General features: G+C 71.4%; 12 protein-coding genes. 6 read left to right on the top strand and 6 right to left on the bottom strand.

Annotated features, from left to right (window positions below; genetic code table 11):
• Window positions 1-10 precede the first annotated feature (10 nt).
• Both AB0O48_RS15440 and AB0O48_RS15435 read right to left on the bottom strand, forming a co-directional pair.
• On the bottom strand, window positions 11-670 hold the full coding sequence (locus tag AB0O48_RS15440) for a DUF6624 domain-containing protein (protein WP_365066018.1): 660 nt from the start codon (window positions 668-670) through the stop codon (window positions 11-13).
• 51 nt (window positions 671-721) lie between these two features.
• Window positions 722-1,684, bottom strand: coding sequence for an AraC family transcriptional regulator (locus AB0O48_RS15435; RefSeq protein ID WP_365066015.1), 963 nt, complete (start codon window positions 1,682-1,684; stop codon window positions 722-724).
• A gap of 428 nt (window positions 1,685-2,112) precedes the next feature.
• Between AB0O48_RS15435 and AB0O48_RS15430 the strand changes: the two genes are divergently transcribed.
• The 3 genes from AB0O48_RS15430 (at window position 2,113) to AB0O48_RS15420 (ending at window position 6,594) form a co-directional block, all read left to right on the top strand.
• On the top strand, window positions 2,113-2,775 hold the full coding sequence (locus AB0O48_RS15430) for a hypothetical protein (protein ID WP_365066013.1): 663 nt from the start codon (window positions 2,113-2,115) through the stop codon (window positions 2,773-2,775).
• 128 nt (window positions 2,776-2,903) lie between these two features.
• Window positions 2,904-4,901: a Xaa-Pro dipeptidyl-peptidase gene (locus AB0O48_RS15425; RefSeq protein WP_365066011.1), complete on the top strand. Its 1,998-nt coding sequence runs from the start codon at window positions 2,904-2,906 to the stop codon at window positions 4,899-4,901.
• Between the two features lie 184 nt (window positions 4,902-5,085).
• Window positions 5,086-6,594 carry a phosphoesterase gene (locus tag AB0O48_RS15420; RefSeq protein ID WP_357570281.1) on the top strand — a complete coding sequence of 503 codons (1,509 nt, stop codon included), beginning with the start codon at window positions 5,086-5,088 and terminating at the stop codon, window positions 6,592-6,594.
• Window positions 6,595-6,702: 108 nt separating this feature from the next.
• Here AB0O48_RS15420 and AB0O48_RS15415 read toward each other — a convergent pair whose 3' ends face one another.
• Window positions 6,703-7,281 (bottom strand): MarR family winged helix-turn-helix transcriptional regulator, encoded by a 579-nt coding sequence (locus AB0O48_RS15415; protein ID WP_365066008.1) that lies wholly within the window; start codon window positions 7,279-7,281, stop codon window positions 6,703-6,705.
• 114 nt (window positions 7,282-7,395) lie between these two features.
• On the opposite strand from AB0O48_RS15415, the gene AB0O48_RS15410 reads away from it, so the two are divergent.
• The 3 genes from AB0O48_RS15410 (at window position 7,396) to AB0O48_RS15400 (ending at window position 11,057) form a co-directional block, all read left to right on the top strand.
• Window positions 7,396-9,045, top strand: coding sequence for an LLM class flavin-dependent oxidoreductase (locus AB0O48_RS15410; protein WP_357570280.1), 1,650 nt, complete (start codon window positions 7,396-7,398; stop codon window positions 9,043-9,045).
• 93 nt (window positions 9,046-9,138) lie between these two features.
• Window positions 9,139-9,756: a helix-turn-helix domain-containing protein gene (locus AB0O48_RS15405; protein ID WP_365066005.1), complete on the top strand. Its 618-nt coding sequence runs from the start codon at window positions 9,139-9,141 to the stop codon at window positions 9,754-9,756.
• Window positions 9,753-11,057, top strand: a complete 1,305-nt coding sequence (locus tag AB0O48_RS15400; protein WP_365066002.1) for an MFS transporter — start codon at window positions 9,753-9,755, stop codon at window positions 11,055-11,057. Before AB0O48_RS15405 ends, AB0O48_RS15400 begins: the two co-directional genes overlap by 4 nt.
• A 70-nt stretch (window positions 11,058-11,127) precedes the next feature.
• Here the strand turns inward: AB0O48_RS15400 and AB0O48_RS15395 are convergent, their stop codons facing one another.
• The 3 genes from AB0O48_RS15395 to AB0O48_RS15385 form a co-directional block, all read right to left on the bottom strand.
• Entirely contained in the window at window positions 11,128-11,823 is a 696-nt protein-coding gene (locus tag AB0O48_RS15395) for an alpha/beta hydrolase (protein WP_357239577.1), read from the bottom strand.
• A gap of 37 nt (window positions 11,824-11,860) precedes the next feature.
• Window positions 11,861-12,241, bottom strand: coding sequence for a VOC family protein (locus AB0O48_RS15390; protein ID WP_357239573.1), 381 nt, complete (start codon window positions 12,239-12,241; stop codon window positions 11,861-11,863).
• A gap of 78 nt (window positions 12,242-12,319) precedes the next feature.
• A complete protein-coding gene (locus tag AB0O48_RS15385; RefSeq protein ID WP_357239570.1) occupies window positions 12,320-12,919 on the bottom strand; it encodes a DUF4291 domain-containing protein in 600 nt (199 codons plus the stop codon).
• Window position 12,920: the final 1 nt, after the last annotated feature.

Below are 12,920 nucleotides of genomic sequence, written 5' to 3'. Positions count from 1 at the left end.
GGTCGGCGCTCTAGTTGGCGTCCTGCGCACAGATCGTGGTCATCTCGCTCAGGTAGCTGGCCAGCGTGGGAAGTCCGGCGTCGGCCCGGCGTCGCTCGACGCCCGGCTCGTCCCGGATCGGAGTCGCCGGCACGGGGCCGTCCGGACCGCAGCGGACCTGTGTCCCGTACACCTGGGGCTCGCCCTTGCCCGCCGCGACCCGGTCCTCCAGGTAGGCCAGGTTGCCCGGCGACGCCTGTCGGTCGGCCACCGCCGTGCGCAGCAGGTCCAGTGCCTGCTGCTGGAAGGCCGGATCCAGGTCGGAGTGCTGGGCGATCGCCCACGCGGCGTTGCCGCCGTCCTCGCCGACCAGCGCGAAGGTCGGCCAGCCGTGCGTACCGATGATGTCCTTCAAGCGGGCGGTGCGGGCCTGGTCCGACTCGCTCTGCGGCGTGCCCTCGCGGTCGGCCTGGTCGCGGTGCAGCATCGCGATCAACTCGTCGTGCAGCGCCCGGTCGTAGGCGACGAGGGAGCGGACGACGGGGGAGCGGACCGACGCGGACGGGGTCGCGGTGGGAGTTGCCGGCGGAGCGCTGCTCGGCGGGTCGCCGGCCGACCCGGGCGAGGTGCCGCAGGCGGCGAGGGTCAGCAACGCCACCAGCGACACCGCGACCGGCGACGGAAGCTTCACGTCGCCGATTGTCGTCGCGTCGTGGTGGTCCCACAAGGCACGAGCCGGGCCTCAGGCATGGAGCGTCTCGCGGGGCGGCACGCCGTAGCTGGCGTGGTACCGGGCGGTGAACCTGCTGTGGCTGGCGAACCCCCATCGACTGGCGATGGCCGAGACGGTCTCCTGCCGGGGGTCGGCGCGCAGCAGGTCGCGGTGTGCCCGAGCGAGCCGGATCCGACGCAGGTACGCCATCGGGGTGGTGCCGCGATGACGGCGGAAGGCCAGTTGCACCGCCCGCAGCGAGACGCCGGCGGCAGCGGCGATGTCGGCCGCGCTGATGTCCCGGTCGGCGAAGTCCTCCATGAAACTGATCGCCCGTCGCAACGTGGCGGTGCTGGCGTCGTGTCGGTCGGCGGCGGTCGGCTCGGTGAACGCGGTGTTCGGGAAGACCGCGAGCGCCGCCGCGGCGAGCATCCGCGCGGCGTTGCCGATCACCAGCGGTTGCGCGCTGACTGACGGGTTGTTCAGTACGACGTCGCTGACGTAGCTGGTGGTGGTGCGCCACTGCCGGGCGAGGGCCTTGTCGGCGGGACCCAGGTCGGTGAATCGGATCCGACCGGGCCGGCGGGCCGGCGCGGTGGTGGCCACCTGCTCCAGAACCGCCAGATCCAGCACACAGAGCTCCACCTCGCCGGGATGCCACCGTACGGTGCAGGGCTCCTCCGGCTTGGTGACGAGGAAGACGTCGCCGGGGCCGAACCGGTTGACCGGTCCGTTGCAGACGCGGTCGACGCGGGCGGTGCGGGTGTGCCCGAGGACCAGCCCGTCGAGGGTGCTGGCGCCGATGTCGAGGTGCCCGGTCTGCCGCGTGGTCGCGATGGCGAAGGGGCCGGCGTCGACGCGGTGATGGGTGAGCCGGAACCGGTTCCTGCTGTCCAGGCGTAGCTTCGGGTCGTACGTCGCGGACAGGAACTCGTGGATGGCCACCGGGTCACGGCTGTCGAAGTGTCGGGTCTGCACGGGTGTTGACGTCATCCGCTGTCTCCGTCCGGTGGAGGTGCCGCCGGGAGGTGAACTGGTGCCGACGGCAAGTCGAACGTGCCGAAGTGCTCGGGGTTGTCTCGGCACGGCGGTGGCCGGCGGTGCAGTGAGGTGGAACGTCGCGAGCGGGACGGCAGCGACAGGTCGAGGTGGCGTCGTGAACTGGGCTGGTGGGTGGAGAGATCGCGGTGCGCAATATCTGTCGATGGGAATGTCACCATACGACAATCGTCGTCGGTCGTCCTACCATTCACCGCCGTGTGTCGGCCTGCCGACTTCGCTTTCCGACTAACCCGTCGGCGGGTTCTGCGCCTGTTGTCCTAGCCATCGCCGCAGGCGACAGCGAAATCTTGTTCATGATTCCCCGGCGTCGCGGGCGATCGAGCCGCCGCCGGGCGACCGGCCTACGAAAGGGGTGCGCCTTGGACAGTACTGATCCCGACCGCGTCGTTCGACTGGCCGTGGCGGAGGCGCTGGCCCGGGTGACGGACGAGGACAGCCTGGGGCTGGGCGAGAGCGACGCGGTGCAGCGACTCGGGACCGATCTGCGCGCGGTGCTGCGCCGCGCACTCGACAACCGGGTGCCGCTGACCACGCCGGACTTCGTCGACCTCTGCCGCGACCTTGGTCTGAGCCGTGAGGCGTTCGACCTGCTGGGGCACTACCTGATGACCGCGCTACTGGCCCACCACGTCGGGCCGGACGCCCTGATCCGGGTGGGGGTGCTGCTCGGCACCGTCGGGCGTTACCTGCCGGCCGCCCGCCCGATCGCACCCCGCAACGGACGCCCGATGCCGCGCCGACGCGACGTGCGCGCGGACAACAGCGTCGTCGGCCGGTACCGCCGCACGAAGCTGCCGGAGCACCTCCCCAACCCCCCGAGCTGGACCTGCACCGGATGTGGTCGGGAGTGGCCCTGCGCCACGAAGCAGAGCCAGTTGCTCGCCGAGTTCGGCGGAGCACGCGCCGCCCTCGCGGTCTACCTGGGCTCCTGCCTGGTCGCCGCCGCCCAGGATCTGCCCACCGTGCCGCTGCCCCGGGTCCGGCTCCGATTCCTCGGTTGGCTGCCCCGCGCCCGGATCTGAGCAGTCCGTCAGGCCGCCCGGTCGTCCCAGGACCGTTTGTCCGGCACCGGGGTCCGCCGCAGGCACTAGGCTGGACGAACATCGATTCGATGAAACGCGATACGTGTGTCGCTCCCCGGGAGGACATCATGAGGTCCGCGCCGTTGTCCGTCGGCACCCGTGCACGGGTCGCCGCCGTCCTGGTCGGCCTCCTGGTGGCCGCACTACCCGGGACCCCGGTGGTCGCGTCTCCCCGCGCAGTCGCCCCGACGGCGGCCACGGCGACGGCCCAGCCCCGCCCCCGTCCGCCGCACGTGGTGGGCGACCAGACCGTCCCCGCCTACTCCTACGCCGACGCGATCCGGGAGAGCGTCTGGGTCCAGACCCGCGCCGACAGCGACGGTGACGGGGTGCGCGACCGGGTGGCCGTGGACCTCGTCCGGCCCCGGGAGGCCGCCGTCGCCGGCGTCCGCGTACCGGTCATCATGGACGCCTCGCCCTACTACCTCTGCTGTGGTCGGGGCAACGAGGGGGAGCTGAAGACGTACGACTCGGCCGGCGTGATCGCCAAGGTCCCGCTCTTCTACGACAACTACTTCGTCCCCCGCGGGTACGCCTTCGCCGCCGTGGACCTGGCGGGCACCGCCCGGTCCACGGGCTGCGAGGACGTCGGCGGTCCCGCCGAGGTGGGCAGCGCCACTGCGGTGATCGACTGGCTCAACGGGCGGGCTCGCGCGTACGACGCCGCCGGGCGGCCGGTCAGCGCCGCCTGGAGCACCGGGCAGGTCGGCATGATCGGCAAGTCGTGGGACGGTTCGGTCGCCAACGGGGTCGCCGCCACCGGCGTGGAGGGGCTGGCCACCATCGTGCCGATCTCGGCGATCTCCAGCTGGTACGACTACATGCGCTACCAGGGGGCGTTGGTCGCCACCGACTACCCCGGCTACCTGCACTCCGCCGTCAGCGGTCGCCCCGAGGAGGCCTGCGCGCAGGTGTTGGCCCGGCTGCGGGCGGACAGCGCCGACGAGACCGGTGACTACAACGCGTTCTGGGCGCGGCGCGACTACCGGCCCTCGGCCGACCGGGTTCGGGCCAGCGTCTTCCTGGCACACGGCCTCAACGACCTGAACGTCACGACCAACCAGTTCGGCCGCTGGTGGCAGGAGTTGGCCGAGCAGGGTGTCCCCCGCAAGCTCTGGCTGCACCAGACCGGCCACCAGGACCCGTTCGACGTTCGACGCGCCGAATGGGTGGCCGCCCTGCACCGCTGGTTCGACTACTGGTTGCAGGGGTTGCCCAACGGGGTGATGGACGAGCCGCGGGTCGACCTGGAGACCGCGCCGGGCACGTGGACGACCCAGCGCGACTGGCCCGCTCCCGGCACCCGGGACGTGCGGGTGGCCCTCGGCGTCGGCGACGGTGTGACCGGGACGCTCGGCGGTCGCGGTGCGCGGCCGGGTCAGGAGCAGGAGTACGTCGACGAGTCGTTGTTCGAGGACGAATTGGTCGCCGCGCCGAACACCGCGACCGCCGGTCGGTTGGTCTTCCTCTCCGGCGCGCTGCCCAGCGCGCTGCGGATCTCCGGCAGCCCGTCGGTGCGGCTGCGGATCCGCGTGGATCGGCCGACCACCCAGCTGACCGCCCGGCTCGTCGACTACGGGATCGCCGAGCGGATCCTGCTCACCGGTGCGGGGGGAGTGCGGACACTGGATACCGAGTCCTGCTGGGGCGCCTCCACCGACGTCGACGACGCCTGTTACCGCGACACGGAGGAGGTCACCGCGGTCTCCGACCACGCCGTGCTGACCCGAGGGTGGCTCGACGCCGCGCATCACCGCTCACTGCGGTTCACCACGCCGCTGCGACCCGACCGCTGGTACACGGTGACCGTCCCGATGAACGCGTACGACGCGGTGGTGCCCGCCGGGCACGTGCTCGGGCTGGTGCTCGGCCAGAGCGACCCGCAGTTCACCGAGTCCGCCGACCGGAACGCCACCGTGCAGGTCGATCTCGGTCGCAGCGCGCTGCTCCTTCCGGTCACCGGTTCTGCCGGGCTGCCCGCCGTCGATGTCGCGCCGCCGGTGGTCACCGCGCCGACCGACCCTTCGACCGCGCGGACGCCCCGGAACACCCGGCAGGTGCCCTGACCGGCCGGCCGAGCCGGGCACTACGTGCGGTCGCGGTGTGACCCGCTGCTATCGTCAACAGGTCTTTTGGCAGGTCACGCCTCGGTGTTCATCGTGGACCCGCACTCCGTACGACGGATGTTCACCACGTTCTTCAAGGCTCCTTGATCGAAAGAGCATTCGCTTGATCGAGGAGAGGCCCGCAGTGCGAGACAAGCAACCCGAAGAGACCGAACACGCGCAGCTGTCCCGGCGCAAGCTGGTCAAGTACGCGGGCGTCGGCGCGACGCTGGCCGCGGCCAGCCCGCTGGTCGGCGCCAGCGCGGCGTGGGCTGACGAGGACCGTCGGCCGGGCGACGACACGGGCGACCGGAGCAACTCCAAGAACCGCGTGTGGCGTGCCGGCGACCACCACATCCACTCGGAGTACAGCGGCGAGTTCGACACCACCAAGTCCCCGATCGTCTTCCACAAGGGCGCGGACGCGGTGTACCCGATCGTCACCAACGCCATCATGGCGAAGAACTTTGGTCTGACCTGGGCGATGTGCACCGACCACGGTGGACCGACCCACTCGAAGGTGAACATCGAGCAGGCGTACCCCGACCTGCTGCGGTCCCGCAAGCTGGTCCCCGAGGTGCTCCAGTTCTGGGGCATGGAGTTCGACGCGCCCTCGCTGGACCACCACACGCTGATGATCCCGCGCCACGACGACGAGGCGAAGCAGCTCTTCGAGCTGGAGAGCCGATTCGCCAAGTACGACGCGTTCCCCACCGACCCGGCACGGGACACCGAGGCCAAGATGGTGGAGTTCCTCAAGGTCGCCCGGGGCATGCCGCACAAGCCGCTGGTGATCGCCCACCACGCGTCGCGTTCGGCGCCCGGTCTCGGCGTCTACGGTCAGGACACCCCGCGCGAGTTCCGCAACGGCAACAACGCCGCGCCGGACGTCTACATCGGCTTCGAGGGAGCGCCCGGGCACCAGGCCGGTCCGCTCAACGGCGGCAAGCGGGGCGGGTACGGCAACCACCCCACCTACGGCGGCTTCGACCAGATGACCGCTCGCGTCGGCGGCCTGTGGGACTCCCTGCTCGGCGAGGGCCGGCGCTGGTGGATCACCGCGACCTCCGACTCGCACGTGCACTGGACCCGCGGCGGCTCCGACTTCTGGCCGGGCGAGTACAGCAAGACCTACGTCCACGCCCGCCAGGACTACGGCGACATCATGGACGGTCTGCGCAACGGCCGGATCTGGGTGACCACCGGCGACCTGATCCGCAGTCTCGACGTCACCGCCAGGTCCCAGGGCAGGACCGCCGAGGTGGGCGAGACCATCACGGTCAGCCGTCGTAGCCGCACCGATGTCGAGATCGAGATCACGTTCCGTCCGTTGGGCGGCGTGAACGCGAACGGGGACCGCCCCGAGGTCCGTCGGGTCGACCTGATCGTCGGTCAGATCACCGGCCCGAGCGCCAACCTGGACGCCGACACCAACCCCACCACGAAGGTGGTGGCCCGGTTCGGCCCGCGCGACTGGCGTCGGAAGGGCGAGGACTACGTCATCCGGCACACGCTGCGCAACGTCGAGGCCGACACCTACGCGCGGGTGCGGGGCACCAGCACCGACGAGGCCGAGCCGCTCGCCGACGGGCTGGAGAGCCCGTGGGAAGACCTGTGGTTCTACTCGAACCCGGTGTTCGTGCACGTGCGCTGATCCCACCCGCCAGCGGCACCGCGGGCCCGTCCGGCTGCGCTCGACGTACCACGTCGGGGGAGCCGGGCGGGCCCGCGTCGCGTTTCCAGCCGGCGGCCGTTGTCGGGGTCAGTCGGTGCTGCGGCGCCGGCCCCCGGGGCCGGCGCCGCGCCCGCGGCCGGCCGGGGCCTCGGTCTGGTCCGGCGTGGGTTGCACCTGCGACACCGCCTCGCAGAGGTCACGCAGCGGGTCCATCGCCTGGGCCGAGCAGGCGACCCGCTGGAGCAGTGCCCGCAGCGTCGCCGACTCGGCCGGCGTGAGCGTCCCCAGCAGGTGCGACTCGACGTGTCGTAGCGCCAGACGCCGTTGCTCCCAGGCGCCGCGGCCAACGTCGGTGACGTCGACGAGCCGGTTACGTCGGTCTGCCGGGTCCGCCCGACGGGCGACGAACCCGGGCCGTTCCAGGTCGTCGATCAGGTACGTGAGGACGGTGCGGTCGATGCCAAGCTCCTCCGCGATCGCACCCTGGTTTCGGGCCGGCCCGGTGATCGCCGCAGTGAGCACCTGGTAGCCGCGGGGACCGCCGGGGAAGTCGGTGAGCGCGTGCTCGGCCGCCCGGACGTAGCCGCGGAAGACGATCCCGAGCATCCAGCCCAGGTCGTCGTCGAGCGGATCGGGCCGGTCCGGCCGGTGAGGGGCACCCGTCATTCCCCGACAATAGCGCAGTGACACAGATCTTGTTGGCAGGAGATGTTCTGTGTGACATAAGGTTGTGGTCACGACGCATCGTTCGAGGCGTCGCGTGAATCGGGAGGCTCGCAGATGAGCGACTACGGCCATGACCTGGTCTTCGGATCGTTCGTCACCCCCAGCGGTGACAACCCGGCCCGCACGGTCGACCTCGCCGTCCTGACCGAGCAGGTCGGGCTGGACCTGGTCACCTTCCAGGACCACCCGTACCAGCCCGCGTTCCTCGACACCTGGACCCTGCTGAGCTTCGTCGCGGCCCGGACCAGCCGCGTGCACGTGGCGGCGAACGTGACAAACCTGCCCCTGCGCCCACCGGCGGTGCTCGCCCGCAGTGTGGCCAGCCTGGACCTGCTCAGCGGCGGCCGGGTCGGTCTGGGCCTCGGCGCGGGAGCGTTCTGGGACGCCATCGAGGCGATGGGCGGACGACGCCTGACCCCCGGCCAGGGCGTACGCGCGTTGGAGGAGGCCATCGAGATCATCCGCCAGGTCTGGGACGCCGAGGCGCGCGGCGGCGTCCGTGTCGATGGTGAGTTCTACCGGGTGCGAGGCGCCAAGCGTGGACCGGCGCCGGCCCACGCGGTGCCGATCTGGCTGGGCGCGTACAAGCCCCGGATGCTCCAGCTCACCGGTCGCCGGGCCGACGGATGGCTGCCGTCGCTGACCTATCTCCAGCCGGGCGACCTGACCAAGGGCAACGCGACGATCGACGACGCCGCCCGGGAGGCCGGCCGGTCACCGCAGGACGTCCGCCGGTTGCTCAACATCTCGGGACAGTTCTCGGCCGTCGGGCGCGGAGCACTGAACGGACCCGCCGAGCAGTGGGCGCGGGAACTGGCCGAGTTGGCGCTGGAAGAGGGTGTCAGCACCTTCATCCTCGGCAGCGACGATCCCGACGACCTGCGCCGGTTCGCCGGCGAGGTGGCTCCGGCGGTTCGTGAACTGGTCGCGGCCGAGCGTGATCGCGGTGCGGCACCGGAGTCGGAGCGCGCGCCGGAGTCCTCGCGTGCGCCGGGGTCCTCGTCCGCGTCGGAGTCATCGCGTGCGTCGGAGTCTTCGCGTGCGTCGGAGCCGGAGCGCGAGCCGGAGCCGGCGGTGCGGCCGAGCCGGGCGACCGTGACCGGGGGAGCGTTCGCCGTGGTGCCGACCCCTGACGACGGCGTGCGGCGCAGCGACCAGCAGGTCTGGGACGAGTCGACCCGGCCGACCGGACCCACGCCCGACCCGGACCGCACCTACACCCCGCACGAGCAGGCCACCGGGGCGCACCTGGTGCAGGTCCACGACGGCCTGCGTGCGGAGCTGGCCCAGATTCACGATCTGATCGAGCAGGTGGCGGCCGGTGAGATTGACGCCGGCGCGGCCCGCTCCCACATCAACACCATGACCATGCGCCAGAACCGCTGGACGCTCGGCGTCTACTGCGAGTCGTACTGCCGGATCGTCACCACCCACCACACCATCGAGGACCAGTCGTTGTTTCCTCGGTTGCGGGCGCGCGACCCCCGACTCGGCCCGGTCGTCGACCGGCTGGAGCGGGAGCACCACGTCATCCACGACGTGTTGGAGGGCGTCGACCAGGCCCTGGTCGCGTACGTCGGGTCCCCGGACGGTCTCGCCGAGCTGCGGGCGGCGGTGGACCTGCTGACCGACGCCCTGCTGTCGCACCTGAGCTACGAGGAGCGGGAGCTGGTCGAGCCGTTGGCGCGGTTGGGCATCGCCTGATCGTCACTGGTCCCGTGGCCGTGGCCCGTGTTGTGGGGCCCGCGGCCGGGGCCTGGGGTTGCCGGGCTTGACGTGAGAGACTACTTTCGAAACATGTCTCTCACGAACCCGTACGGGGATTTCGAGATCACCGAGCCGCAGGCGTTGCGGGCACTGGCCCATCCGGTGCGGCTGGCGATCCTCGAACACCTTCAGCGGCACGGCCCGGCCACGGCTACCGGGCTGTCGCCGCACGTCGGCGCGACACCGTCGGTGGTCAGTTGGCACCTGCGGCACCTCGCGACGTTCGGGCTGGTCACCGACTGGGACGGCGCCACCAGCAAACGGGAACGCTGGTGGCAGGCCGTCGCCCGGGGCTTCCGTTTCACCGTGCCCGACAGCGTCGAGGGGCAGTCCGCCAGTCACCAGCTGCGCGGCGAGATGTTCGCCCGCAACGCCGACGCGCCACAGCAGTGGCTGTTGCGCGAGGAGGCCCGGCTGGACCCCGAGTGGCGTGCTCTGGCCGGCATCGCCGACACCCGGTTCGTGGCCACCGCCGACGAGTTGCGACAGCTTGAGGAGTCGATCGAGGAGCTGATCGCCCCGTACGTGCGGCGCAAGGAGGAATCCGCCCCGGCCGGCGCGCGGATCGTCCGGATGCTGCGCTACCTCCTGCCCGAGGCCGGCGACGACGACCCGGCCCAGGCCGGCGACGACCCGGCCGCGTCGTGAACACCACCGGCGCCGACACCGAGCGCGCCGCCGGCCCCGAGACCGAGCGCGCCGCCGGCGCGGTGTCCCCGCCGGTGCTGCGACGGGACCGGCGCTTCCGTACCTTCTGGATCGGTCAGACGATCTCCGATTTCGGTGACCGGATCAGCGAACTGGCCCTGCCACTGATCGCCGTCACCCTGCTCACCGCGACGCCCGTGCAGGTCAGCGTCCTCACCGCGTTGATCTGGCTGCCCAACCTGCTGGGCCTGTTCCTCGGCGCCTGGGTGGACCAGCGCACCCACAAGCGGCGACTCCTGATCATCGCGGACCTGATCCGGGGCGCCGTCCTGCTCAGCCTGCCGGTGGCCTACCTGTTCGGTGCGGTGACCCTCGCCCAGCTCTACCTGGTGGCACTGCTCACCGGTACCGGCGCGGTGCTGTTCGCCATGGCGCGTCAGGCGTTCTTCGTGGCCCTGGTGCCGCGATCGGCGTACGTGGACGCGAACAGCAAGCTGAGCATGAGCCGGTCACTCTCGTTCCTCGCCGGTCCGGCCGTCGGCGGTGGACTGGTCCAGGCGCTGAGCGCACCGGCCGCGATAGTCGTCGACGCGGCGTCGTTCCTCGGCTCCGCGCTGCTGCTCAGCCGCATTCCGGTGACCGAGCCACCTCCGCCGCCGCGTCGGACGTCCACTCTCGGCCTGGTCCGCGAGGGGCTCGTGCTGGTGGTGCGGCATCCGGTGCTGCGGGCCGCGCTCGGCTGCACCAGCACCGTCAACTTCTTCACCTTCATCTCCGGCGCGTTGCTGGTGCTCTACGCCAGCCGTGAACTTGACCTGTCGGCCGGCGCGATCGGCGTCGCCCTCGGATTCGGGGCGGTCGGCGGGCTCGCGGGCGCGGCACTCGCACCACGGATCTCGCGTGCCATCGGACTGGGGCGTACCGCCATGATCGGCGTCGTGCTCTTCCCCGCGCCGCTGGCGCTGACCGCGCTGGTGTCCGGCTCCACGTGGACGAAGGTCGCCATGCTGGCGGCCATCGAGTTGGTCTCCAGCTTTGGGGTGATGCTGATGGACGTCAACCTCAACGCCCTCCTCACCGCCGTGACTCCCGACGACGCGCGAGGACGCCGCGCCGGTGCGTACAGCGCGGTCAACTACGGCATCCGACCGCTCGGCGCGCTTGTCGGTGGCGCGTTGGGCACCACCATCGGACTTCGACCGACCCTGGTCGTCGCGGGCCTGGGTGGTGTGCTCGCCATGCTCTGGCTGCTCGCGTCGCCGGTGCGCCACATCAGGACACTCGACGACCAGACGGCCTGACCGGCCCGGCTGGCTCGCCCGGACCGCCGGGGCCGTAATCGGCTGCGGGGGCGGACGTCCGGTGCGCCGGTCAGCTGGTTTGTGCCAGCAACAGCTCGGCCAACTCGGTGGGCTGGGAGATCATCGGCCAGTGACCGGTGGCCATCGTGGCGAGTCGCCACTGGTCGCTGGTCAGCAGCTTGGCCACGGTCTCGTTGGGCTCGGGCCCGTCGAGCAGGCACTTGATGTACGTCGCCGGAAGCTCGCCCAGCGGCCGGGTCAGCACGGCCGGCTCGCTCAGCGTGGCGCCCGGGTGCGGCGTGGAGCCGTCGACCAGGCGGGTGACCTGCTCGTCGGTGAGCCCCTGACCGTCGAAGTCGGCCGCACCGAGCGGCGGCCAACTGCCGCCGTTGTCGGCGAGCACCGACTCCAGCGCCGCCGGCCCCTGCCACCACTCGGACACGAACGACGCGCCGTCGACCGGCACCTCCGAGTCGACGAAGACCACCCTGGTCAGCCGGTCGCCGATCCGCCCGGCGGCCTGACCAACCGGGATGCCCGAGTAGCTGTGCCCGACCAGCACCACGTCGCGCAGGTCGCGGCGCTCGACCTCGTCGACGATGTCGCGTACGTGGGTCTGCTGGCCAGCGGCCACACCCTGCCGCTCGGCGAGGCCGGAGAGCGTCAACGGGTAGGTGTCGTGCCCGGCCGCACGCAGTGGTGGCACCACCTCGTCCCATGCCCACGACCCCAGCCACGCCCCTGCCACCAACACGAAATCAGCCATGGCCGGGACCCTAACGTCGCCCTGTGACAGCCCGGCTTCAGGGCCAGGTGCGGGACTCTGCCGCGAAGACCTCCGGCGGACTCGCCACCGGCAGCACGCACAGGAGGTGCCCACCGGGTGCCCGCAGGACCCGACACTCAAGCCACTGCGACACCTCGGTGGCGCCCAGACCGATCAACCGTGCGGTCTCGGCCGACACGTCGTCGGTCTCGATGTCGAGGTGGAAGCGCGGCGCGTCGTCCACCGCCTGCACGGCGGTGACCAGCCCCGGCAGGGCCTCGTGCAGGTCGACGAACTGTGGTTCCGCCGGATCGGACCGGGTGCTGACGCCGAGTGCCGCCGACCAGAACTCCGCCGCCTGGGTCGCCTCCGCCTCGGGGGCGTCGATCAGCAGTGCGTACACGCGGCTTCGATGCATGGCGGACAGGATATCGAGGACTCCCGCGTGCCGCGCGACGCGGCACCTGGCACCCGACTGCCGGCGACCACCGGGCGATCACCCGCTGGCACCGAGGTGGGCCGCGATCGGCGTCGGCAGTGGATAGCTCCGTTCGACCGGCAGGTGCTCTGTCGCCGCGCGGACGTCAGCTGCCCGAACCAGGTCCCGTACACGGTGGACGGTGGCGGTGATGTCCGTGACGCTGACCGTCCAGTCGTCGACGTAGCGGGCGACAGCTTCGCCGGAGAGTCCCACCTGCAACGACCGGTACGGCAACGCGCTCAGGTGCAGTGTCCGTTCCGGATCCCACTGCACGCGTACCGGGCTGGTCCTGAGGTGTCGCGACCACGCCGTCCGGTCACCGTGCAGGCCCCGGTCGTAGTGACTCAGACAGGCCCGCGCCAGCGCCCACTCGAAGCCCTCTCGGGTGATGTCGATGGACAGCACGCGTTCCTGGCCGGGCTTGGTGGCCCAGCCGCACCGGTACATCATCCACCGGAAGGAGGGCTTGATCCAGGTCATCCGCTCCCGCTTGAAGGGGGCCACGAGCCGACCGGCCGCCACCGCCGGCAGCGCGATCTCCGGTGGGTACGCCTGGTACACGGTGATCGTGTCGGCCGAGTAACGGGCACGGATCTCGCGGATGGGAATGGACACG

Origin of the sequence: Micromonospora sp. NPDC085948, from assembly GCF_040686315.1 — a bacterium.
Taxonomy (GTDB): domain Bacteria; phylum Actinomycetota; class Actinomycetes; order Mycobacteriales; family Micromonosporaceae; genus Micromonospora.
The sequence above is the reverse complement of the archived record's forward strand: the minus strand, read 5'-3'. Positions and strand labels throughout refer to the sequence as shown.